Source organism: Streptomyces sp. NPDC046203 (assembly GCF_040646255.1).
Lineage (GTDB): Bacteria > Actinomycetota > Actinomycetes > Streptomycetales > Streptomycetaceae > Streptomyces.
In genome coordinates, this window is the sequence record NZ_JBEYZX010000068.1 from 1 (window position 1) to 22,162 (window position 22,162).

General features: G+C 74.3%; 22 protein-coding genes and 8 tRNA genes. 14 read left to right on the forward strand and 16 right to left on the reverse strand.

The genetic code is table 11. From position 1 onward, the window contains the following. The coding region (locus tag ABZ990_RS29315; RefSeq protein WP_361238024.1) for a hypothetical protein at positions 1–277 on the forward strand (277 nt) is incomplete at its 5' end. A gap of 65 nt (positions 278–342) precedes the next feature. Here the strand turns inward: ABZ990_RS29315 and ABZ990_RS29320 are convergent. Beyond that, the gene (locus ABZ990_RS29320) at positions 343–927 is read right to left on the reverse strand and encodes a DUF4365 domain-containing protein (protein WP_361238026.1); all 585 of its coding nucleotides are present in this window, start codon (positions 925–927) and stop codon (positions 343–345) included. Between the two features lie 121 nt (positions 928–1,048). On the opposite strand from ABZ990_RS29320, the gene ABZ990_RS29325 reads away from it, so the two are divergent. Continuing rightward, complete coding sequence (locus ABZ990_RS29325; RefSeq protein ID WP_361238029.1) at positions 1,049–1,777, forward strand: 3'-5' exonuclease; 729 nt, start codon at positions 1,049–1,051, stop codon at positions 1,775–1,777. 117 nt (positions 1,778–1,894) lie between these two features. On the opposite strand, the gene ABZ990_RS29330 is transcribed toward ABZ990_RS29325, so the two are convergent. Beyond that, positions 1,895–1,966: transfer RNA gene (locus ABZ990_RS29330), tRNA-Val, on the reverse strand. Positions 1,967–2,006: 40 nt separating this feature from the next. After that, on the reverse strand, positions 2,007–2,471 hold the full coding sequence (locus ABZ990_RS29335) for an SRPBCC family protein (protein ID WP_361238031.1): 465 nt from the start codon (positions 2,469–2,471) through the stop codon (positions 2,007–2,009). 91 nt (positions 2,472–2,562) lie between these two features. On the opposite strand from ABZ990_RS29335, the gene ABZ990_RS29340 reads away from it, so the two are divergent. Continuing rightward, positions 2,563–4,947: a hypothetical protein gene (locus ABZ990_RS29340; RefSeq protein WP_361238034.1), complete on the forward strand. Its 2,385-nt coding sequence runs from the start codon at positions 2,563–2,565 to the stop codon at positions 4,945–4,947. Between the two features lie 86 nt (positions 4,948–5,033). On the opposite strand, the gene ABZ990_RS29345 is transcribed toward ABZ990_RS29340, so the two are convergent. Continuing rightward, positions 5,034–5,108 (reverse strand) — tRNA-Val (locus ABZ990_RS29345). A 63-nt stretch (positions 5,109–5,171) separates the two neighbouring features. After that, on the reverse strand, positions 5,172–5,618 hold the full coding sequence (locus tag ABZ990_RS29350; RefSeq protein ID WP_361238036.1) for a TIGR02611 family protein: 447 nt from the start codon (positions 5,616–5,618) through the stop codon (positions 5,172–5,174). Between the two features lie 189 nt (positions 5,619–5,807). Here ABZ990_RS29350 and ABZ990_RS29355 point away from each other — a divergent pair, with 189 nt between their 5' ends. Beyond that, the gene (locus tag ABZ990_RS29355; RefSeq protein WP_015032345.1) at positions 5,808–6,221 is read left to right on the forward strand and encodes an SsgA family sporulation/cell division regulator; all 414 of its coding nucleotides are present in this window, start codon (positions 5,808–5,810) and stop codon (positions 6,219–6,221) included. A 191-nt stretch (positions 6,222–6,412) separates the two neighbouring features. Further along, a complete protein-coding gene (locus ABZ990_RS29360) occupies positions 6,413–6,970 on the forward strand; it encodes a CGNR zinc finger domain-containing protein (protein WP_361238039.1) in 558 nt (185 codons plus the stop codon). 48 nt (positions 6,971–7,018) lie between these two features. Here the strand turns inward: ABZ990_RS29360 and ABZ990_RS29365 are convergent, their stop codons facing one another. Then, complete coding sequence (locus tag ABZ990_RS29365) at positions 7,019–7,183, reverse strand: hypothetical protein (RefSeq protein ID WP_361238042.1); 165 nt, start codon at positions 7,181–7,183, stop codon at positions 7,019–7,021. Between the two features lie 132 nt (positions 7,184–7,315). Next, complete coding sequence (locus ABZ990_RS29370; RefSeq protein ID WP_361238045.1) at positions 7,316–7,768, reverse strand: hypothetical protein; 453 nt, start codon at positions 7,766–7,768, stop codon at positions 7,316–7,318. A 135-nt stretch (positions 7,769–7,903) separates the two neighbouring features. Here ABZ990_RS29370 and ABZ990_RS29375 point away from each other — a divergent pair, with 135 nt between their 5' ends. Then, complete coding sequence (locus ABZ990_RS29375) at positions 7,904–8,425, forward strand: DsbA family protein (RefSeq protein WP_361238048.1); 522 nt, start codon at positions 7,904–7,906, stop codon at positions 8,423–8,425. 168 nt (positions 8,426–8,593) lie between these two features. Here the strand turns inward: ABZ990_RS29375 and ABZ990_RS29380 are convergent, their stop codons facing one another. From ABZ990_RS29380 to ABZ990_RS29390, 3 genes are all read right to left on the reverse strand, one after another. Then, positions 8,594–9,433, reverse strand: a complete 840-nt coding sequence (locus ABZ990_RS29380) for a GNAT family N-acetyltransferase (protein WP_361238051.1) — start codon at positions 9,431–9,433, stop codon at positions 8,594–8,596. Between the two features lie 94 nt (positions 9,434–9,527). Beyond that, positions 9,528–10,358, reverse strand: coding sequence for an aminodeoxychorismate lyase (locus ABZ990_RS29385; protein ID WP_361238054.1), 831 nt, complete (start codon positions 10,356–10,358; stop codon positions 9,528–9,530). Then, positions 10,355–11,428, reverse strand: a complete 1,074-nt coding sequence (locus tag ABZ990_RS29390) for a chorismate-binding protein (protein WP_361238056.1) — start codon at positions 11,426–11,428, stop codon at positions 10,355–10,357. The genes ABZ990_RS29385 and ABZ990_RS29390 overlap by 4 nt, the downstream gene beginning before the upstream one ends. Before the next feature lie 354 nt (positions 11,429–11,782). Here ABZ990_RS29390 and ABZ990_RS29395 point away from each other — a divergent pair. The 6 genes from ABZ990_RS29395 to ABZ990_RS29420 all read left to right on the forward strand — a co-directional run bounded on the left by ABZ990_RS29395 (position 11,783) and on the right by ABZ990_RS29420 (position 12,364). After that, a tRNA-Gly gene (locus tag ABZ990_RS29395) sits at positions 11,783–11,855 on the forward strand. Positions 11,856–11,894: 39 nt separating this feature from the next. Next, positions 11,895–11,968: transfer RNA gene (locus tag ABZ990_RS29400), tRNA-Cys, on the forward strand. Between the two features lies 1 nt (position 11,969). Then, positions 11,970–12,041, forward strand: a tRNA-Val gene (locus tag ABZ990_RS29405). A gap of 35 nt (positions 12,042–12,076) precedes the next feature. Then, positions 12,077–12,148 (forward strand) — tRNA-Val (locus ABZ990_RS29410). A gap of 34 nt (positions 12,149–12,182) precedes the next feature. Then, positions 12,183–12,254: transfer RNA gene (locus tag ABZ990_RS29415), tRNA-Val, on the forward strand. 35 nt (positions 12,255–12,289) lie between these two features. Continuing rightward, positions 12,290–12,364: transfer RNA gene (locus ABZ990_RS29420), tRNA-Val, on the forward strand. Positions 12,365–12,533: 169 nt separating this feature from the next. Here ABZ990_RS29420 and ABZ990_RS29425 read toward each other — a convergent pair. Together ABZ990_RS29425 and ABZ990_RS29430 are read right to left on the reverse strand one after the other, a co-directional pair. Beyond that, entirely contained in the window at positions 12,534–12,806 is a 273-nt protein-coding gene (locus ABZ990_RS29425; protein ID WP_361238059.1) for a zf-TFIIB domain-containing protein, read from the reverse strand. 70 nt (positions 12,807–12,876) lie between these two features. Then, positions 12,877–13,950 (reverse strand): phosphotransferase, encoded by a 1,074-nt coding sequence (locus ABZ990_RS29430; protein ID WP_361238061.1) that lies wholly within the window; start codon positions 13,948–13,950, stop codon positions 12,877–12,879. A 318-nt stretch (positions 13,951–14,268) separates the two neighbouring features. Between ABZ990_RS29430 and ABZ990_RS29435 the strand changes: the two genes are divergently transcribed. After that, positions 14,269–14,676 carry a hypothetical protein gene (locus tag ABZ990_RS29435; RefSeq protein WP_361238064.1) on the forward strand — a complete coding sequence of 136 codons (408 nt, stop codon included), beginning with the start codon at positions 14,269–14,271 and terminating at the stop codon, positions 14,674–14,676. 200 nt (positions 14,677–14,876) lie between these two features. On the opposite strand, the gene ABZ990_RS29440 is transcribed toward ABZ990_RS29435, so the two are convergent. Further along, positions 14,877–15,044, reverse strand: a complete 168-nt coding sequence (locus tag ABZ990_RS29440; RefSeq protein ID WP_361238067.1) for a hypothetical protein — start codon at positions 15,042–15,044, stop codon at positions 14,877–14,879. Positions 15,045–15,505: 461 nt separating this feature from the next. Here ABZ990_RS29440 and ABZ990_RS29445 point away from each other — a divergent pair, with 461 nt between their 5' ends. Beyond that, positions 15,506–16,879, forward strand: coding sequence for a protein kinase (locus ABZ990_RS29445; RefSeq protein ID WP_361238069.1), 1,374 nt, complete (start codon positions 15,506–15,508; stop codon positions 16,877–16,879). Between the two features lie 54 nt (positions 16,880–16,933). Here the strand turns inward: ABZ990_RS29445 and ABZ990_RS29450 are convergent, their stop codons facing one another. The 3 genes from ABZ990_RS29450 to cobT form a co-directional block, all read right to left on the reverse strand. Next, on the reverse strand, positions 16,934–17,752 hold the full coding sequence (locus tag ABZ990_RS29450) for an RNA methyltransferase (RefSeq protein WP_361238072.1): 819 nt from the start codon (positions 17,750–17,752) through the stop codon (positions 16,934–16,936). Positions 17,753–17,839: 87 nt separating this feature from the next. Beyond that, entirely contained in the window at positions 17,840–19,141 is a 1,302-nt protein-coding gene (gene cobA / locus ABZ990_RS29455) for a uroporphyrinogen-III C-methyltransferase (RefSeq protein WP_361238075.1), read from the reverse strand. 307 nt (positions 19,142–19,448) lie between these two features. Continuing rightward, a partial coding sequence (gene cobT, locus ABZ990_RS29460) for a nicotinate-nucleotide--dimethylbenzimidazole phosphoribosyltransferase (RefSeq protein ID WP_361238078.1) occupies positions 19,449–22,162 on the reverse strand: 2,714 nt, incomplete at its 5' end.

The window sequence follows — 22,162 nt, forward strand, 5'->3', positions numbered from 1 at the left end:
CCGGCTGCTCGCCGCCCGGGGCGCGGGCCCCGAAGGGTACGTCGCGGTCGCCCTGGAACGCTCGGCCGACCTGGTGACGGCGCTCCTCGCGGTCGCGGGGGTCGACACGGCCGGGGTCGGGGGTGTCCCCGGCGTCGGCCCAGGGGCCGGGGGGCGCGGCGGGTACGCCGCTCCAGTGGCCGGGCCGGCCGCCGGGCACGGGATGGGGTGGCGATTCCGGGTGAGGGGGGTGGGGGTGCGGGTGGGGATGGGGCCGGGGGTACGGCTGGGACCGTGAGGTCGTGTGGGCGGAGGGAGGCGGGGGGATGGAGCCGTACTCGGGTTCGTCCATCGGCCGGTGCATCAGGGTCTCCCTCCCACGCCGACCCGCGCCATGATCTCGCACAGCGCCCGGTCGTCGAAGATCCTTGTCGTCGGGACGCGCACGGTGGTCCGGTGGCGGCCCGTGACCGGGTGGCCGGCCAGGTTGATCCAGTAGCAGCAGTGCCGCAGGTCGAGCCGGTCGTGCCCGGCCCGCAGCCAGTCGTCCTGGCTCCGCGGCACGAGCATCACCACGAGGATCTTGTGCACCGCCACGGGGGTGCGGGCGAGTTTCACCAGGTGGTCGTTGTCGAGCGTGAACGAGAACGCCGCGGATGCCCCGGCCGCCGTTCCGGGCACCCGCGGCGGTATCTGGTAGGTGCATTTGAGCTGGACTTTGATGGTCACTTCGTCGTCGACGGTGTGACCGGCCGCGCTGTGGCTCACATGCCAGTCGATGCCGTTGTCCGGGAACGGCTGCGACAGCGAGCATCCTGCCGCCGCCGCGACCGCGTGGAGGTATCCCACCTGCAGGGTCTCCATGCACGCGGTGGTGGCGAGTGAACCACGCAGGGGGGCTTCCCGCTGGGGCGGCAGCCCTCCCGACTCGGGCTGGGCGAGCGCCATGTCGATTCCCTTCCCCGTCCTTGTTGTTGTGACCGGTCCGCGTACGGCGCAAACAGCCCGGGTATCTACGAATCGGGGCAGGGGGTTGGCCATCTGCCGCGCGCGTGCGAGGAGTTCGGGGATGACGACGCAGTGGTACGAGGGGCCCCTGGCCGCATTCGACACGGAGACCACGGGAGTCGACGTCGAGGAGGACCGGATCGTGTCGGCCGCCCTCGTCGTCCAGGACGCGGCGGGCACCCGGCCGAGGGTGACCCGCTGGCTGGTGAATCCGGGCATACCGGTGCCGCCGGAGGCGACCGCGGTCCACGGTCTGACGGATCGCCATCTCCAGCGCAACGGCCGCTGGCCGTCGCCGGTGGTGGAGGAGGTGGCCCGGGCGATAGCGGAGCAGATCGCGGCGGGCCGCCCGCTGGTGGTGATGAACGCGCCGTTCGATCTGACGATCCTGGACCGGGAGCTGCGCCGGCACCGCGCGTCCTCGCTGGGCCGCTATCTGGACAGCGTGCCGCTGTGCGTCCTGGACCCGCGGGTCCTGGACAAGCATCTGGACCGCTATCGCAAGGGCCGCCGGACGCTGACCGATCTGTGCGACCAGTACGAGGTGGTGCTGGACGGGGCGCACGACGCGGCGGCCGACGCGAGTGCGGCGCTGGAGGTCGTACGGGCGGTGGGGCGGCGGTTCGCGGGGCGGCTGGAACGGCTGTCGCCGGGCGAGCTGCACACCCTCCAGGCGGTGTGGCACGCGGCACAGGCGCGGGGGCTTCAGGCGTGGTTCACCCGGCAGGGGACGCCGGAGACGGTGGACCCGGCGTGGCCGCTGCGGCCCGAGCTGCCCGCGGTGGCCTGAGCGGGACCGGGCCCGCAGCGCACCGGCGCACCAGCGGCACCGGCGCACCGGCATTTCAGCGGCGGGGCCGGGAATGGCAAAGGCCGGTCCGTCAACTGACGGACCGGCCTGACCCGGTGGGCGATACTGGGATCGAACCAGTGACCCCTTCGGTGTGAACGAAGTGCTCTCCCGCTGAGCTAATCGCCCGGGCAACGGGTTGAACCATACAGGCCCTCGCGGGTTTCGTTCAAACCGGCGATGCCGGGGTGCGCAGGTGGGCGGCCAGGCCACGGCGTCCGCCGCGCATCATCAGGGCATGGTTGGCGCGGAACAGCAGCCGTCCGGGGACGGCGAACGCCCGCATCAGCGGATCGCGCACCTCGACCTCCTGCTCGTAGAGGGCGCGGGTGCCGGCGTGGCCGGGCAGGGCGGTGAGGGTCCAGCGGGCCCACCCCGCGAGGTCGCCGCCGAGCCCGACCTCCAGGACGCCCGCCACCGGGTCGCGGCGCCGGGCCTCGGCTGTGACGACGAGGTCGTAGGGGAGGACGGAGCGGAAGCGGGCGGTGCCGGTGCGCTCGCCCCGCGGGACGACCTCGCGTACCTGGGGCCACCACCGCGGGTACTCCTCGGCGCGCTCCAGGACGGCGTAGACGGCCTCGGGCGGGGCGGCGAGACGCCAGACGCTGCGGAAGCGGTAGCGGCACCAGTCCATGACCTCAGTCTGCCCGGCACGCAGGTACTCAGACGCGGACTGAGTATCCGCGCGCATCCCCCGGCCGGGTGCCCCGGCGCACACTCCGGCCATGGAATCCTCGTTGCCTCCCGCGGAAGAGCTGGTGCTCGTCGACCGCGAACTGGCCCGACTCGACGCCCACCGGGCCCAGTTGCTGCTGCGCCGGGACTGGCTGCTGCGGGTGCTGCGCCCGCAGACGCAAGCGCAGGCACCGGTGGCGTGGGGGCCGCCGGGCGGGCCGCCCGCGCCCGGCGCCTCGTGGCCCGCTCCCCCGGCTCCGCGCCCGGAGGCGACGCCGCACAGCACCCAGAACGTGCTGCTGACCCTCGGCGGGGCGCTGCTGACCGTGGCCGCGCTCGTGTTCACGCTGGTGAGCTGGGGCTCGATGGGCATCGGCGGCCGGACGGTGGTGCTCGCGGTGGTCACGTCGGCCGCGCTCCTCGCGCCGGTGGGACTGCTGCGCCGGGGGCTCGCGGCGACGGCGGAGGCGGTGGCCGCGCTGGGGCTGGTGCTGACGGTCCTGGACGCGTACGCGGTGCAGCGGGTGGCCCTGCCGGAGACGGGTTTCGCGGCGTACGCGGCGGGGGCGTCGGTGGCCTTGGCGGCCGGCTGGGCGGCGTACGGCTCCTCGCTGCGCGGGCTGCGGATCCCGTGGCCGGCGGCGGTGGCGGTGGCCCAGTCGGCGGCGCTCCTCGCGGTGTGGGCCCTGGACGGCGGTCTGGTGGCGTTCGTCTGGGCGGCGCTGGTCACGGCCGCGGTGGACCTGGTGCCGGCACTGCGGGCGGGGCTGCCGGCCCCGGTCCGCGCGACGGCCGCCGCCGGGGCGGGTCTGCTGGGCGGCTGGGCGCTCGCGACCGGTCTGGTGGTGTCCTCGTACGCGCCCGGCCGGGCCGCCGCCCCCCTCCTCGCGGTCGCGCTGGTGCTGCTGTACCTGGCGACGCGCCACGCGCCGGCCGCGCTCGCCGCCGCGACGGCGGCGGGGGTGGCGGTGCTCGCGGCCTCGGGCGGTCTGCTGCGGCAGGCAGTCCCGGCCGACTGGGCGGCGCCGGGGTACGCGCTGTGCGCGGTGCTCCTGGCGGCGGTGGCGCTGCGCGCGGGCATCAGGGCCGGGCAGGCGATACGGCACGGTCTGGCCGCGGCGGGCGCGGGGGTGCTCGCGCTCACCGCGCTGTGGGCGCTGCCGCCCGTCGCGGCGGGTCTGCTCGGTCCGCTGGCGCGTACGGGCGCCGTCTGGTCGGGCACGCACGCCACGCCCGTCCTGACCGGCTTCCCGGCGACCGCCCCGGTGGTGCCGCTGCTCGCGGCGGGGGCACTGGCCTTCGTCCCCCGGCTCTGGGCGCGCTGTGCGGCCCTCGGGTGCGGCTGGGCGCTGCTCACGGCGCTGCCGGTGTCCCTGGAGCTGCCGTACGCGGCCTCGGTGACGCTCCGGCTCGTCACAGCCGCGGCGGGGCTCGCGCTGGGCGCGGGGGTGGTGCGGGCGGCTCGCAGGTCGCCGGCCGCCGGGTGGCTCGCGTACGGCTGCGGTCTCGCGTCGGCCGTGGGGGCGGTGGCCCTGGCGCTGGACGTACGGGGGGCGACGTTCGCGGTGCTCGGCGTGCTCGCCGTGCTGTTCGGCGGGGTCGCGGTGCGGGCGGACGGGGCCCGGCGGCTCGTGGCGGCCGGTGCGGCGGTGGTGACGGTGGCCGGTCTGGTCTGCGCCGGGGCGGCCGCCGCGCACACCGGGCTCGCGGTGGCCGGGCTCCTGCTGCTCGTGGTGCCCGCGGGGACGGCCGGGCTGGGGCGGCGGTCCGGGCCCGGCCTGCCGGGTGTGGTGGTGGAGGCGACGGGCGCCGGGGTGGGGCTGTGCGGGCTCGCGGCGGCCTCGGCGCGGCCTGAGCTGCTGGCGCTCGGGCTCGCCCTCGGCGGGACGGTCGCGGCGGCGACGGCGCTGCGGTCCGCACGGCGGCCGCTCGCCTCGTGGGTGGCGGCGGTGCTGTTCGTCTCGGCGACGTGGGTACGGCTGGCGCTGTGGGAGGTGGTGGCGCCGGAGGCGTACGCGCTGCCGCCGGCGGCCCTGGCCCTGGTGGTGGGCGTGGTGCGGCGGCGGCGCGATCCGGAGGCGTCGTCCTGGGTGGCGTACGGGCCGGGTCTGACGGCGGCGCTGGTGCCGAGCCTGTGCGCGGCGTGGGCCGACCCGTCCTGGGTGCGGCCGCTGCTGCTGGGCCTCGCGGCGCTGGTGGTGACGCTGCTCGGGGCGCGGTTCCGGCTGCGGGCGCCGCTGCTGCTCGGCGGGGCGGTGCTGGTCCTGAACGGGCTGCACGAGCTGGCGCCGTACGTGGTGCAGGTGGTGGGCGCGCTGCCGCGCTGGCTGCCGCCGGCGCTGGCGGGCGGGCTGCTGCTCGCGGTGGGGGCGACGTACGAGCAGCGGCTGCGCGACGCCCGGCGGCTCCGGGACCGGCTGGGGCGGATGCGCTGACCGTTTCCCGTGCCGCCGGAGGGGCCGGTGGCACGGGAATGCCGAAGGCCCGGAGACAGTGACTGTCTCCGGGCCTTCGGGCCGGGTGGTGGGCGATACTGGGATCGAACCAGTGACCCCTTCGGTGTGAACGAAGTGCTCTCCCGCTGAGCTAATCGCCCCGGCGCACCGCAAACATTACCGCATGTCAGCGGGGCTTCCGAACCACCCCGGGCCGCCCCGGGTCACTCGTGGATCTTCCACGGCATGACGATGCCGAACTTCCACACGTAGATGCCGACCAGCACGGCCACGATCACCAGACCGACGGCCGTGAGGATCAGGTTCCGGCGCCGGACCTTCGGGTCGAGGGCGCGCTGCGCGGCCTCGGTGACCTTGCGCTTGGTCCAGCGCAGCACCAGCTGGGCCCAGACGAACTCGGTGGCCCAGATCGCCATGCCCGCGAAGATCACCAGCCAGCCGGGACCGGGCAGGGGCAGCATGACGATGCCCGCGCCGACCACGGCGAGACCGACCAGGAACACGCCGACCTGCCAGCCCACATGCAGGCTCCGGCGCGCTTTGACGAATTCGGGGGCCCGGGACCCCAGTGGGGCATGCTCGGCCGGCTCTCCGCCGCCCGCCCCGTCGGCCGCGGACTCCCCCGCCCGCTCGTCACTGTCCGCATTCATGGCCCCAACTTACCGGACCGGCACACCCCCCTGAAATGGCGGTATTACCCAAAGTCACACGCCACCAATCGAGCTACCCGAACGATCACAAAACAGACAGAGGGGTTTACAACGGCACCGTAGGTGGCATGTCGATTTCGCCGACGTGCGAATCCCCGAGCGCACACTGAGCGAAAGGCCCTGGCGCTTATGAACACCACGGTCAGCTGCGAGCTGCACCTGCGCCTCGTTGTGTCGAGCGAGTCCTCACTGCCTGTACCCGCGGGCCTGCGGTATGACACGGCCGATCCGTATGCCGTGCACGCCACCTTCCACACCGGAGCCGAGGAGACGGTCGAGTGGGTCTTCGCCCGCGACCTTCTCGCCGAGGGGCTGCACCGGCCCACCGGCACGGGCGACGTCCGGGTCTGGCCGTCCCGCAGCCACGGTCAGGGAGTCGTCTGCATCGCACTGAGTTCCCCGGAGGGCGAGGCCCTCCTCGAGGCCCCAGCGAGGGCCCTGGAGTCGTTCCTCAAGCGGACCGACGCAGCCGTGCCGCCGGGCACCGAACACCGGCACTTCGACCTCGATACGGAGCTCTCCCACATCCTGGCCGACAGCTGAGCCAGTCCGGGAGCCGCCCGGCGCCGTCCGACTCGGGGAGACGGCGCCGCGCGAGAAGCGGCACGGTATGTCCCTCGGCGTCCTCCACCGCGCGTCCGGCGCGGCGGAGGACGCCGTTGCCCGTTTCCGGGTCACGCTAGAGTCAGCGCAATTCCGCGGGCGCCCGCCCGTACCCGGCCAGGGAGCGAATCGTGCTGATCCCCCACGACACCCGCACCGCCCTCGACACCGTCGTCGACCTGATGAACACCGCGCCCCGCGACGGCCGGGACGACGAGCTGTCCGACGTCCGGGCCCTGCGGGCCTTCGTGGGCGGCCACAAGATCAGTGACGTGGGCGAACTGGGGACCGGGGACCTGCGGGCCGTCCTGGAGGTGCGCGAGCGCTTCACCGCCGTCTTCTCGGCGCCGGACGCCAGGATCGCGGCCACCCTGATCAACCAGCTGGTCGCCGCCGCCGGCACCACCCCGCAGCTGACCGACCACGACGGCTACGACTGGCACGTGCACTACTTCGCGCCCGGCGCCTCCGTCGCCGACCACCTGGCCGCCGACTGCGGCATGGCGCTGGCCTTCATCGTCGTCGCGGGCGAGCAGGAGCGGCTGCGGCGCTGTGAGGCCCCCGATTGCGGACGGGCCTTCGTGGACCTCTCCCGCAACCGCTCGCGCCGCTACTGCGACAGCCGCACCTGCGGCAACCGTCTGCACGTCGCCGCCTACCGGGCGCGCCGCAAGGAAGCCGCGGGCTGATCCGGGGGGCCTCGGGACCTCGGGGCCCCGCCCGGCCCGCGGGCGGACTCACAACAGGAACAGGTCGTGCACAGCGGCCATGAGAATCAGGCCGCCGATCACCCCCAGGAAGATCATCAGTGGCGGCTGGGACAGGGCGAACAGGCAGCCGCGCGGCTCCTCGGCAGGAGGGGCGGCAGGGCGGTGGGCGGAATCCCGCGAGGTATCGAGCATGGCGGGGGGATGATTGCGCACTCGAGAGCCCCAAAAGCCCGTAAAGGCCCCTTGGCGGGCTCGGTTCACCCCATCCCGTGGACTCGGGATCCGAGAAGCGTCAGAACCGGTCGGACCGTGACGCGGCCACGGTCATATTCCGTGCTTCTTCAAAATCGCCTCGATGTCGCTGAAGTCGTCCTCGCCGGCCTTGGCGGCCCGCTGCGGCTTCGCCGGCGCACTCGGCCGGCCCGTGCCGAGCGACGGCGCGGACGCGGCAGGCGCGGCGGGTGCGACCGGGGCGGCGGCGCGCCCGGTTCCGGCCCCGGTGACCTCGCCCCGCCCGGCCCGGCGCCGCTCTATCGCTCTCGCGGACGAGAACAGCAGCCAGGACAGACCGAGCAGACCGAAGCCGATCCAGACCGTCGGACTGAAGGTCAGCAGATTCGCCACCCAGTCGATCGCGCCCGTCATCACCAGTCCCAGCGGCACGAGCGAATAGGCGGCGATGCGGGTCGCGGCCAGGAACCGCTTGCGATACGCCGTGATCGCGGCGATGCCCAGGCCCGCCGCGGACACCGCGGAACAAATGGTCTCGGCAAGCATGCGATCCTCCTGAATCCGGGCGATCCGTCTTCTCCATCCTGCACCGTCCGTCCCGTCCGGGGCCATGGTTCCCGGCCCGGATCAGGGACATCTCCGGGTCGTCCCCCAGGGAACGGCCAATGCGAGACTCTTCCCATGAGTGAGTCCACCACCCCCGGCACCCCCGCTTCCCCCGTCGCCCTGGAAGCCTGGTTCGACCTGCAGTGCCCCGACTGCTTCACGGCCCTCGGCGACCTGAACGCCCTGCGGGAGAAGTACGGCGAGCGCCTCGACATCCAGCTGCGCCACTTCCCGCTGCCGAAGAACAAGCACGCCTACGCCGCCGCCCAGGCCGCCGAGGAGGCGTACGCCCAGGGCAAGGGCCGGAAGTACACGGAGGCGCTGCTGGCCCGGACCGAGCAGCTGCGCGACCGGGGCGAGCCGGTACTCATGGAGGTGGCGGCCGAACTCGGCCTGGACGCCGAGGAGTTCGACACCGCGCTGATCGACGGCCGGCACCTGCTCACGGTCGACGCCGACCAGGCGGAGGGCCAGGCCCTCAAGGTCACCGGCACCCCCACCTACGTCATCGGCGGCGAGCGGCTGGACGGCGGCAAGAGCCAGGAGGGCCTGCGCGCCCGGATCGAGGAGATCGCCGACCGCCTCCTGGCGGGCTGACCCCCGCCGCTCCCCCACCGCCCCTGCTCCCCCGCCCCGCCGCCGTACCGCGCGACGGGCAGTCGGGGGCAGGGGCGGTGCCGTACTCCCGAGGAACCCCTAGGGTCCCTCGGGGTTCCTCGGGGACCCCCGGGGCACTTCAGGGCCCCCAGAGCACCTCAGAGCGCCTCAGATCAGCTTCTTGGACCCGTTCACGTGCGTCGTGCGGTAGCCCAGCGACTCGTAGAGCCGGATCGCCGGAGTGTTGCCCGTGAAGACGTGCAGTCCGATCAGCCGCTCCCCCGCCCCCGCCACGACCCGCTCGGCGAGCAGCATCAGCGCCCGGCCGTAGCCATGGCCGCGCCACTCCGGCGCGACCTCGATGTCGTACACGAAACCGGCTCTCGTCCCCGGCTCGACCTCACGGGCGCCGGTCCAGATCCAGCCCACGACCCGCCCGTCCCGGACCGCGACGTTCATCGCCAGGTCCTCGGTGGCGAGACCGTCCGGCATCAGCTCCCGGTGGCTGGCGTCCGCCTTCGCCCGGGCCTCCGCCTCCGGCACACCGCGCTCGATCCAGCTGCGCGCGAAGCCCTCCCTGGCCCGGGGCTCCCACTCGTCGAACTCCGCCTGGGTCATCGGGCGGACCTCGATGCCCTCGGGCAGCTCCGGCGGCTCCGCGGCGAGTTCCTTGATCATGTTGCGGCTGCGCTCGGTGTAGCCGAGCGACTCCGCGAGCCGCACCGCGGCCGGGACCCCGGCGGGCGCCGATATCCCCACCTCGTGGCAGCCCCAGCCGCGCAGCACCTCCTCGGCGGCGAGCGCCGCCACCGTGGCGCGGCCCCGGCCGCGATCCGGTTCGTCGACCGCGAGATCCAGGATCCGCGCCATGGAGGTGCCGAAGCCCGGGTCGGTCGCGAGGTGGACGGTGCCGACGCGGCGGCTGTTCACGCAGATGTCGTAGGTGCGGGAACGGCCGCCGTCGGCGGACTGCTGAAGCGGCTCGGACGGCCGCAGAGTGGTGGTCATCACCGGTGTTCTACCCACCCCGCCGCCCGTCCGTCATCCGGTTTACCGGAGCCGGCGATCCGGACCGACCGAGTCCGTCATCGGGATCGACCGGTCACCCGAGTCGCGGGTCCCGGTCCTGGGCGGCCCGATCCTCGAATATCCGCATGGCCTTGGCGGTGACCGGCCCCGGCGCCCCGGCCAGATCCCGGTCGTCCACCCGGTGCACGGCCTGGACGTCGCGCAGCGTCGAGGTCAGGAAGATCTCGTCGGCGCTGTCGAGGATCTCCAGCGGCAGATCGGTCTCCTCCGCGCCGGTCCACTCCACGGCGAGCGCGCGGGTGATGCCCGCGAGGCAGCCGGAGGCGACGGGCGGGGTGAGGATCCGGCCGTCGACGACCACGAAGACATTGGAGCCGGTGCCCTCGCACAGCTGCCCGACCGTGTTGGCGAACAGTGCCTCCGTGGCACCCCGCTCGGCCGCCCGCGCGAGGGCGACGACGTTCTCCGCGTACGACGTGGTCTTCAGGCCGGTGAGCGCGCCGCGCTCGTTGCGGGTCCACGGGACGGTGATCACGGCGGTGGAGTCGGGGCGGCGGCCGGTCGCGCCGAGCGCCACGATCAGGCTCGGGCCGGTCGCACCGCGCTCGGAGCCGAGCGGGGAGAGCCCGCCGGTGTACGTGACACGGAGCCGGCCCAGCTCCATCGGGTTCGCCTCCAGGACGGCGGCGCAGGCCCGGCGGACCTCGTCCAGGTCCGGGTCGGGCAGACCGAGGCCGCGGGCGGAGCGGGTCAGCCGCTCCAGATGGAGGGTGAGGGCGAAGGTCTCGCCGCGCTCGGCCTTGATCGTCTCGAAGATGCCGTCGCCGACGGTCAGACCGTGGTCGAGGACGGACACCAGCGCGTCCCCGGCATCGTGCAGTGCGCCGTTGACCCAGAGTTTCATCGAGATATGGCCTTTCCGCTCGCCTCGTTCTGCTCCGAGTGCTCCTCGGATCCCGCCGACGCTATCGCGACCAGCCGGGACGCCTTCAGCTCGGTCTCCGCCCACTCGCGCTCGGGGTCGGAGCCCCAGGTGATGCCCGCTCCGGTGCCGAAGCGCAGCGTTCCCGCCGCCCGGTCGATCCAGAAGGTGCGGATGCCGACGGCCAGCTCGCCGGTGCGGCGGTCCGCGTCGACCCAGCCGACGCCGCCGCAGTACGGGCCGCGGGGCGCGGTCTCCAGGGCGTCGATGATCCGCAGCGCGCTGGACTTGGGGGCGCCGGTGACGGAGCCGGGCGCGAAGGTGGCGGCCAGCAGCCCGGGCCAGCCGGCCCCGTCGCGCAGTTCGCCGCGCACGGTGGAGACCAGGTGGACCAGACCGGGGTGCTCCTCGACGGCGCACAGCGCGGGCACCGTGACGGAGCCGGTGGCGCAGACGCGGCCCAGGTCGTTGCGGACCAGGTCCACGATCATCACGTTCTCGGCGTGGTCCTTCTCCAGCAGATCGGCGGCGGTCCGGCCGGTTCCCTTGATGGGGCCGGACTCGACGACGGCGCCGTCGCGGCGCAGATAGAGCTCGGGAGAGGCGGTGGCGATCTCCACGCCGTGCGCGGGCAGGCGAATCGTTCCCGCGTACGGGGCGGGGTTGCCGCGCGCGAGGAGAGCGGTGAGGGCGTCGACGTCCGCGCGCGCCGGGTCGGGCAGCGGCGCGGACATCACCCGGCACAGATTCGCCTGATAGACCTCGCCGCGCGCGATGTGCTCGCGTATGCGGCGCACACCCGCGGTGTACGCGGCACGGTCGAGCGAGGAGGTCCAGTCGCCGGCCGCCGGGCCGCGCCAGCGGCCGGGGACGGGGGCGGGGACCGGGTCGGGCCGTACGTCGCCGAAGCGGGCGCAGGTCAGGCGGCCCTCGAAGTCCGCGCAGACGGCCCAGAAGCCGGAGGAGTCCAGGGCCTCGGGGTCGTGGGTGACGTCGCGGAGGTCCGTGGCGAGCAGGCCGCCGAAGCGGGCCATGGGGGTGAGGGGGTACACGCCTGTCGAGTCTAGGAGCCCCGGCCGGGATCCCGTCGTGGGCCGCCGGCGGGCCCTCGCGGGCCGTGGCCGTCTGCCGCCCGGCCGTGTGACCAGCCGTATGACCAGCCGTGACCGTCTCGCTCCGGTGACCGTCCGCACCCGTCCGCACCCGTCCGCGGACACCGTGGGACACCGTGCGGACCTCGCTCCCGGGCGGGCGGGAGAGGAGTCCGGGGCGGGTGCCCGGGGGCCTGATCGGCACCTTCCGGGTGCGCGGCTCAGCACGCTGCGGAAACGCGTTTTTGTACTGGCCCAGGAATCCGCTAAAGTTCAACACGTCGCCGGGACGCGCAAGCGAAACGGAAACGACAAGCGGACGTGGCTCAGTTGGTAGAGCATCACCTTGCCAAGGTGAGGGTCGCGAGTTCGAATCTCGTCGTCCGCTCGATGTGGGGGATCTTCCCGAACCCCTGCACACACTCCTGGTGGAGTGGCCGAGAGGCGAGGCAACGGCCTGCAAAGCCGTCTACACGGGTTCAAATCCCGTCTCCACCTCCAAGGACGATTAGCTCAGCGGGAGAGCGCTTCCCTGACACGGAAGAGGTCACTGGTTCAATCCCAGTATCGTCCACTGGACCTTCGGGTCCTCGATCTACGGATCCCCCCGCGCGATTAGCTCAGCGGGAGAGCGCTTCCCTGACACGGAAGAGGTCACTGGTTCAATCCCAGTATCGCGCACCGGGCCTTCGGGCTCCGGATCCACAGATCGCCCGCGCGATTAGCTCAGCGGGAGAGCGCTTCCCTGACACGGAAGAGGTCACTGGTTCAATCCCAGTATCGCGCACTGGATCTTCGGATCCTGGGTCCACGGATCCCCCCGCGCGATTAGCTCAGCGGGAGAGCGCTTCCCTGACACGGAAGAGGTCACTGGTTCAATCCCAGTATCGCGCACCAGACAAGAGCCCCCGGATGCTTCGGCGTCCGGGGGCTTCTTCGTGTGCTCTCGTTCAGTCCTCGGACGCTCTTCGTACGACGAGGGGCTTCCCCTTCGTGCCGTCCCCTTCGTGCCGTCCGCCGCGAGGAGCGGGGCGGACGACACGAAGGGGCTCGGGGGCTTTTGGGCTCAGGAGGAGAACAGCAGCCGGCCGAAGCCGCGGTGACCGTGGTGGTGGCCGCCGTGGTGGCCACCGTGGTGCGGGGCGCCCCAGGCCGGGGCGGCGGGCTGCGGCGGGTACGCCGGCGGCGGGGCCGGCTGCGTCCACTGGGACTCCAGGCGGGTCAGCGCCTCGAGCTCGCCGTAGTCCAGGAAGATGCCACGGCAGCCGCTGCACTGCTCGATCTGGACACCGCTGCGGTTGTACGTGTGCATGGGTGCGTGGCACTTGGGACACTGCATGCGCGTCTCAACTCCCTGACGTTCGAATGGTGATCTCACTGTATGCGGACGCCGTCGGAGCCAACTCGGTTCAGAGCGCGACGATTCGCGCGCAGGTGTCGATCATCACGTTCTCCACCTCGTCCAACGGACGCCCCTCGGCGGTGGACTTGGCGAGCGCGAGCGCGGCGGTCTGTACGGTCAGCGCGCGGGCCGGGATGTCGAGCCGGGCCCATGGGTCGCCGCCGCTCTCCCCATCGGATCCTCCGCTCCCGGGCCACCCGGTCGCCGGGCCGCCGGCCGCCTCGTACGCGCCGAGGAATCGCGCCCAGACCTCCGGTGCCAGCAGTCCGGCCGCGAACCACGCCGCCGGGCGGGCCAGATCCCAGGCCGGGTCGCCGAGGCCGAGGTCGTCGACGTCGATCAGCCGCCAGTGCGGGGCCCGGACCAGCTGCCCGAGGTGGAAGTCGCCGTGGCAGAGCCGGTCCGCGGCGGAGGCGGGGTACTCCTCGGGGAGGGTGCGCCAGGCGCGCAGCACCGTGGCGGTGGCCGGATGGCCGGGGGCGGCGCGCCGCATCCGGTCCACCGCGAGCGCCGCCTTCAGCGGTGCCCGCATGGCGGGCAGTCCGGGCGGCGCCGGGGTGCGGTGCAGCAGGGCGAGCAGCCGGGCCGCCGCTTCCCAGGGGGCCGCCTCGGGGGCGTCCGGGTCGACCGGTATCCCGTACGGCCAGAGGGTGAGCGGGCGGTCCCCGAGCACCGCCGTCCGCGCGCGGGGCAGGGACGACGCGTCCGGCGGACAGGTGCCGGGCAGCGGGACGTCCGGCAGGGCGGCGCCCGGCAGGGGCGGGAGGAGGACACCGGCCAGGGCGGGCAGGGCCGCGACCGCGATCCGCGCGTCCAGATCGCCACCGGCGGCCCCCTCCCCGCCCCCGTCCCCGACCCCTTCCCTGGGCCTACCACCGGACCTGTCACCGGGCTCGGCGGCGGTCCGGGGCGCGTGCGCCTTGAGGACGAGGGGCCCGTGGCGTACGACCGTCCCGTCGTCCCGGTCGGCCAGCAGGGCCACCGGGCAGGGACACGCCTTCGCCCCCTCGGGGTGCGCGGCGGCGCGGGCGAGAGCGTGCAGCTCCTGGAGTACGGGGGTGCCGGGGGCGGTGTCGTCCACGCCGGGAGCCTACGGCGGACCGCGATGCGGCAGGAGGTACACCCCGGGCCGGTGCTCCCCGGGGCGCGCCGGTCAACCTCCGGGTCAGGTGCGGAGTCTGCCTCCCCGGGGGCCCTTCCAAGGAGGGCAAGGCGCGCCGCGCCCTGCCCGCGCGATCACCGCACGCAAGAGGAAAGGCACGGGTTCGGTATGGGGGCATGGGAACTGAGGGAGGAACGGTCTCTCGGCTGGAACGCGCCGGCGAGACACAAGGCGGTGCACACGACGGGCAGGACGCCGCTGGGAGACGTCACCCTGACGCGCAGACCGCACCCGCGTGTGTCGCCGGAAGCGGCGGCGGACGCCTGGGAGGACTGGGTCCTGTCCCTCCGGGGTGAGGAGAGGCTGACGATCCGCGCTCTCGGCGCTCCTGGATACGCCGCGCAGCGGCGGGTCCGCGTCGGACTCGACGGACAGCTCGACGGCGCCGCCGTCCGTCTCACCGCCGCGTCCGCGTTGTTCCGGTCCGGGCGGTCGGTCCGGCTCACGGGTACGTCCTCGGATGTGACGCTCACGCCGAAGGGGCTCGGCATCCGTCTCCAGGAGGACGGGGTGACCCGTGGCATGCGGCTGTGGAGCGGATGGAAGTTCCCGGACCCCACCGGCCACACCGTGCTCGCCGCCTGCCTCTTCGAATGGGCGATGCTGGACTACTTCCCGCAGACGCCGGTCCTGCGGTTGCTGTAGCCGGGGCCGCGGGGCGGGAGGGGAGAGAGGGGCGCGGAAACCCGGGCCCGGGGGCCCCGGAACCCGGCCGGGAACGCGCGAAAGCCGGTCGGCTCCCCAGCCGACCGGCCCCGCGCTGCCGTCCGCCGCACCCCCGTCCCCACGGGGTTGTTGGCCGGATGTCCCTGACCCGGGCCGCTCTCCCGGGTCCGGGGCGCCGCTCAGCGCCCCAGCATCACGCCCACGGACGACGCCTGTGCGACCACCGCGTCCCAGCCGCCGAAGACGACCACGAGAAGGGCCGCGAGAGGGAGGACCATCGCGGTCGCCACCAGGGGGTGACGACGGCCGGAAGGGCGCGAGGTGAGCCGCTGGGCCGGGAACGCCATGGTCCTCATCCTGTTCGGGTGGTCGGGTCGGTCTGTCGTGTCGGACGAGCGGCGGACGCGGTGACCTCGGGGGACGAGTGCTGCACCCGCCGCTCGATTTCAAATCTACGCAGCGGGCGCGGCCCGGGCGTCATGCCCGCGTACCGGCTTTCGGGCCTCCGGGAGGATGACCCCGCTTCCCCCGGTGTACTCCCCTGGGTGGAGACCCCGGCGCCCGTCTCGGGGACCTCCCTGAGGGGGACCGTGACGTCGCTCACGTTTGCCCGCCGTGTCCGGGGCGTCGCTCGACGCGCTCGCCAACGCCCCTGATAAGACGGGATGTTGACAAGAGGTATAGCTGACCGGCCATCAAACGCCGTCGTCGGCACCGACAATCCGGACCGCCCCGAGGGCGCGGCCTGTGAGCGGGCCGGGGCGGCACTACGTAAGCTGTGCCACGTCGAACGGACGAGGGGACGGACATGGCGATGATGCGGCTCCGGCGCGAGGATCCGCGGATCGTCGGGTCGTTCCGGCTCCACCGCAGGCTCGGAGCCGGCGGGATGGGAGTCGTGTACCTCGGCTCCGACCGGCGCGGACAGCGGGTGGCGCTCAAGGTCATCCGGCCTGATCTGGCCGAGGACCAGGAGTTCCGTTCCCGGTTCGCGCGCGAGGTGTCCGCCGCCCGGCGGATCCGCGGCGGCTGCACCGCCCGGCTGGTCGCCGCCGACCTGGAGGCCGAGCGGCCCTGGTTCGCCACCCAGTACGTCCCCGGGCCGTCGCTGCACGACCGGGTCGCCGAGGAGGGTCCGCTGCGGGCCGCCGACGTGGCCGCCATCGGCGCCGCCCTCTCGGAGGGCCTGGTGGCCGTACACGAGGCGGGGGTCGTGCACCGGGACCTCAAGCCGTCGAACATCCTGCTCTCCCCCAAGGGCCCGCGCATCATCGACTTCGGTATCGCCTGGGCGACCGGCGCGAGCACCCTCACCCATGTCGGCACGGCCGTCGGCTCCCCCGGTTTCCTCGCCCCCGAGCAGGTGCGGGGCGCGGCCGTGACCCCGGCGACCGATGTCTTCTCGCTCGGCGCGACCCTGGCGTACGCGGCGATGGGCGACTCCCCGTTCGGGCACGGCAGCTCCGAGGTCATGCTCTACCGGGTGGTGCACGAGGAACCGCAGCTGACGGGTGTGCCGGACGCCCTCGCCCCGCTCGTACGGGCCTGTCTGGCGAAGGATCCCGAGGAACGACCCAGCACCCTTCAGCTGTCCATGCGGCTGAAGGAGATCGCCGCGCGGGAGGCACAGGGGCTGCCGGCGGCCCGGCCCGCCGGCACCCGGGAGCGGGGCGACGAACGCGGTCTCGCGCGGCCGACGGAGCGGTACACCGAGCGGGCGACCGAGCGGTCCGTGGAACGGGTGGGCGAGCGACTCGGCGACCGGCCGGGCGAGCGCCCCGGTGACCGGATGTCCGAGCGGATGTCCGACCGGATGTCCGAGCGCGCGGGCGATCGGATGGCGAGTGAGCGGCCGGGCGACCGGGCAGGTGAGCGTCACTCCGACCGGCCCGGGGAGCGGCGCTCCGAGCGGGCGGGCGAGCGGCCACTGCCCGACCGTCCGGCCGGCGGCAAGGGGCGCCCGGGCAAGGCCCGGCCCGCCGCCTCCCGGCCGACCGGTCCGCGCGCCGGCGGCGCGCGGGCCCCGCAGTCCCGGCCCGGCACCCGCCCCGGGAACCGGAACACGTCCACCGGACTGCGCCCGGCCAACCCGAGGCTGCTGCGGCAGCGGCTCTTCGTCTTCGTCGTCGTGACGCTGATCGTGGCCCTGGGCATCGCGGCCGCCCAGGCGCTCCAGGGGTAACGGCTCCGGCCCGGACCCGGGGGCCGGTAGGACCCGGGGTCCCAGGCCCGTGCGTCAGTCCTGCGGGCGGCCGCTCGTCACCGCGTAGAAGGCCACCGCCGCGGCGGCCCCCACGTTCAGCGAGTCCACCCCGTGCGCCATCGGGATCCGCACCCATTCGTCGGCCGCGCGCAGCGCCTGGGTGGACAGGCCCTCGCCCTCCGCGCCCAGCATCAGCGCGACCCGGTCCAGCCGGTGCGGGGCCGCCTCGTCGATCGAGGTCGCACGCTCCGCCGGGGTCAGCGCGAGCAGCTTGAAGCCCGCCTCCCGGACCGCCTCCAGGCCACGCGGCCAGGTGTCCAGCCGGGCGTACGGCACGGAGAACACCGCGCCCATGGACACCTTCACGGACCGCCGGTAGAGCGGGTCCGCGCAGTCCGGCGACAGCAGCACCGCGTCCATGCCGAGGGCCGCCGCGCTGCGGAAGATCGCCCCGATGTTGGTGTGGTCGTTGACCGACTCCATGACGGCGACCCGGCGGGCGGTGCCCAGCAGCTCCGTCGCCGTCGGCAGCGGCTTGCGCTGCATCGAGGCGAGCGCGCCGCGGTGCACGTGGTAGCCGGTGACGCGCTCGGCCAGCTCCGGCTGCACCGCGTACACCGGCGCCGGGACCTCGTCGATGACGTCGCGCATGGTGTCGACCCACTTCGCCGACAGCAGCATCGACCGCATCTCGTACCCCGCCTGCCGGGCGCGGCGGATGACCTTCTCGCCCTCGGCGATGAACAGGCCCTCGGCGGGTTCGCGCCGGCGCCGCAGTTCGACGTCGGTCAGTCCGGTGTAGTCGCGCAGGCGCGGGTCGTCGGGGTCGTCGATCGTGATGAGTTCGGCCACGGGGTGATACTGCCTTGTCCGGTGGGAGGTGCCAATGCGTGCGGGAGTGCGGAGGTACGAGGGTACGGAGGTACGGGGGTGCCCCGGTTACGGGAGCGGCTTGTCCGGGCCCTCGGCGACGACGTCGCCGATGACGATCACGGCCGGCGGCCGGACGTCGTTCGCCCGTACCGTCTCGGCCACGGTCGCCAGTGTCGCATCCACCCGGCGCTGAGCGGCGGTGGTGCCCTCCTGGACGAGGGCCAGCGGGGTGCCGGGCGCCTTGCCGTGGGCGATCAGGGTCTCGGCGATACGGCCGATCTTGTCGACGCCCATGAGGATCACCAGGGTGCCGGTGAGCCGGGCGAGCGAGGCCCAGTCGACGAGCGAGCGCGGGTCGTCCGGCGCGACATGACCGCTGACCACGGTGAACTCGTGCGCGACGCCCCGGTGGGTGACCGGGATGCCGGCCGCGCCCGGCACCGAGATCGAGCTGGAGATGCCCGGGACCACGGTGCACGCGATGCCCTCGGCGGCGAGCGCCTGCGCCTCCTCCATGCCCCGGCCGAAGACGAAGGGGTCGCCGCCCTTGAGGCGGACCACCGACTTGCCGGCCTTGGCGTGCTCGATCAGCGCGTTGTTGATGGCCTCCTGGGCCATGAACCGGCCGTACGGGATCTTGGCCGCGTCGATCACCTCGACGTGCGGCGGCAGTTCGCTCAGCAGGTCGCGGGGGCCGAGCCGGTCGGCGATGACGACGTCCGCCTCGGCGAGCAGCCGGCGTCCGCGCACGGTGATCAGATCGGGGTCGCCGGGGCCGCCGCCGACCAGGGCGACGAACGGGGTACGGGAGCGGTGCGCGGGCGCCGCCAGCGAACCGTCCCGCAGCCCCTCGACGACGGCGTCCCGCACGGCCGCCGAGCGGCGCGGGTCGTGGCCGGTCAGGACCGCGACCGTGACGCCCTCGCTGTGCCCGGTCGCCGGGGTCCAGGCGGTGGCCGCGCCAGCGTCGTCGGAGCGTACGCACCAGGTCCGGGTCAGCTCGGCCTCGGCGGAGATGGCGGCGTTGGCGACCGGGTCGCTGGTGGCGACGAGCGCGTACCAGGCATCGGCCAGATCACCGCTCTCGTAACGGCGCTTGATCCAGGTGATCTCGCCGCTCTCCGCCATCGCGTCGACGGACGGGGTGGCGGACGGGGAGACCAGGGTGACCCGCGCGCCGGCGGCTATCAGCGCGGGCAGCCGGCGCTGGGCGACCTGCCCGCCGCCGAACACGACGACGCGGCGGCCGGCGAGACGCAGTCCGACGGGGTAGGCGGGGTGCTCGTACGCGGGGCGCCCGGCCCGACCGGTGGTTCCGGCGGACTCGGGGTACTCGGCGGACTCGGAGTGCTCGGCAGCGGCGGTCATGGTGCGGGCGGCTCCTGTGGGGGACGGTGCGTGCGGTGCGCACCTGACGATATCGGTGACCTGCGCGTTCGTGGCGGGCGGCAGGGAGTGTTCCGGGTCTCGTTCGCGCGGGCGGGGGCGTACAGGCGCGGTCGTACGGGAGGAGTCGTACGGGTGCGATGGCCCGGGACGGCGGGGCGTACGGGCCGGGTCGGGGCCGGGGCCGTACGGACCGCGCGTGGGGAGCGGATGCCTCCGCTCCCCACCATGCCCGCGTCCCCCGCTCCCCCGGCGGCGACGGCCGGGGCAACGGGGGACGGTGTCGTGACTACTTCTCGGTGACGCCGGCCGCGTCGAACGTCGCCACCTCGTGCATGGCGCGCGCCGCGCTCTGCACCACCGGCAGGGCCAGCAGGGCACCCGTACCCTCGCCGAGGCGCAGGTCCAGGTCGACCAGGGGACGCAGGCCCAGCTTGTTGAGGGCCGCGACATGGCCGGGCTCGGCGCTGCGGTGGCCCGCGATGCACGCCGCGAGCGACTCGGGCGCGATGGCCCGGGCCACGAGCGCCGCCGCGCCGGTGGACACACCGTCGAGGATGACCGGGGTACGCAGCGAGGACGCGCCCAGGATCAGGCCGACGAGCGCCGCGTGCTCCAGGCCGCCGACCGCCGCGAGGACGCCGATCGGGTCCTCCGGGTCCGGCTGGTGGAGGTCGAGCGCCCGGCGGACCACGTCCACCTTGCGGGCGTGCGTCTCGTCGTTGATGCCGGTGCCCCGGCCGGTGACCTCGGCCGGGTCGGCCTCGGCGAACACGGCGATGAGGGCGGCGGACGCGGTGGTGTTCGCGATCCCCATCTCGCCGGTGAGCAGCGCCTTGTTGCCGGCGGCGACGAGATCGCGGGCGGTCTCGATGCCGACCTCGATGGCGGCGACCGCCTCCTCGCGGGTCATCGCCTGGCCGATCGTCATGTCCGCCGTGCCCGGACGGACCTTGCGCGGCAGCAGACCGGGGCTGGCGGGCAGCTCGGCGGCCACGCCGACGTCGACGACGCAGACCTCGGCGCCCACCTGGTTGGCGAAGGCGTTGCAGACCGCTCCCCCGCCGAGGAAGTTCGCGACCATCTGGCCGGTCACCTCCTGGGGCCAGGGGGTGACGCCCTGGGCGTGCACCCCGTGGTCGCCGGCGAAGATCGCGACGGCGGCCGGCTCGGGGATCGGCGGCGGGGAGACCCGGGACAGACCGGCGAGCTGCGCGGAGATGATCTCCAGCATGCCCAGCGCCCCGGCGGGCTTGGTCATGCGCTTCTGCCGCTCCCATGCCTCGCCGAGCGCCTTGGCGTCCAGCGGGCGGATGTTGGCGACGGTCTCCTGGAGGAGGTCGTGCGGCTCCTCGCCGGGCAGGGCGCGGCGGCCGTACGTCTCCTCGTGGACGACCCAGGACAGCGGGCGGCGCTTGGACCAGCCCGCCTGCATCAGCTCGGGCTCCTCGGGGAACTCGTCGACGTATCCCACGCAGAGGTACGCGACGACTTCCAGGTGCTCGGGCAGGCCGAGGGTGCGGACCATCTCGCGCTCGTCGAAGAAGCTGACCCAGCCGACGCCGAGGCCCTCGGCGCGGGCGGCGAGCCACAGGTTCTCGACGGCGAGCGCGGAGGAGTACGGGGCCATTTGCGGCTGCGTGTAGCGGCCGAGGGTGTGGCGGCCGCCCCGGGTGGGGTCGGCGGTCACGACGATGTTGACCGGCGTTTCGAGGATGGCCTCGATCTTCAGTTCCTTGAACTGCTTCGCACGGCCCTTGGGCAGGGACTTCGCGTACGCCTCGCGCTGGCGCGCGGCGAGTTCGTGCATCGCCTGACGGGTCTCGTCGGAGCGGATGACGACGAAGTCCCAGGGCTGGGAGTGGCCGACACTGGGCGCGGTGTGGGCCGCTTCCAGGACGCGGAGCAGGACCTCGTGCGGGATCGGGTCGGAACGGAAGCCGTTGCGGATGTCGCGGCGTTCGCGCATCACCCGGAGTACGGCCTCGCGCTCGGCCTCGGCGTAGCCGGGGGCCCGCTCGGTCGGGGGCTGCTCGGACTCGGCCTCGTCGGGCTCGGTCCCGCCTTCGGTTCCGGGCTCGGGCTCGGCTTCGGCTCCGGGCTCGGGCTCGGCTTCGGTCCCGGTCCCGGCAGCGGGCTCGGTGCCGGTCTCCGTGCCGGGCTCGCCGCCGGCTTCGGTGGCCGCTTCGGGCGCCGCCTCGCCGGTGGCCTCGGCCGGGGGCTCCGGCTGGGGCTCGGCCTCGGGGGCCGCCGGTTCCTGGGCGGGCTGGGCCTGGGCGTCCGGGGTCTGGGCCTCCGGAGTCTGGGCCTGGGCCTCCGGGGCCTCGGATACGACCAGGGTCTCGGGCTCCGGCTGAGGCTCGGCCTGAGGCTGGGGCTCCGCAGCCGCCTCGGGCTGGACGGCCTCGGCGGGCTCGGGGGCGGCGGGCTCGGCCGGGGCGGGCTCGGCCGGGGCGGCGGGCTGCTCCGGTGCGGCCTCGGGGGCCGGTTCGGCGGCAGGGGCCGGAACGCCGGGCTGCTGCTCCGGTACGGCCTCGGCGGCGACCGGGGTCTCGACAGCGACGGGCGCGGCGGGTACGGCGGGCGCCTCGGCCACGGGTACGGCGACCGGCTCGGTGACCGGCTCGGCCGGGGCGGCGGGCGCCTCGGCGGCGACCGGGGCCACCGGGGTCTCCACCACCGGAACCTCGGCCACCGGAGCATCCGTCACCGGCGCGGACTGCTCGGGGATACGGGCCACCTCGACCGGGATCTCCGGCTCGCCCTCGCGCGGGGCCGGGACCGGCACCGGGCCGGCGGCCGGGGCCTCCACGACGACGGGTTCGGGCGCCGGAGCGACGGGCGCCTCCGGAGTCTCCGGGGCGATCGCCTCGGCGGGCGCCGGGGTGGCGACCGGCTCGGCAGGCGCTTCGGCCACCGGCTCGGCGGGCGTCTCGGCCACCGGCGCCGCGACGGGCTCGGCCACCGGCTCGGCGGCCGGGGCAGCGGGCGTCTCGACGGCCG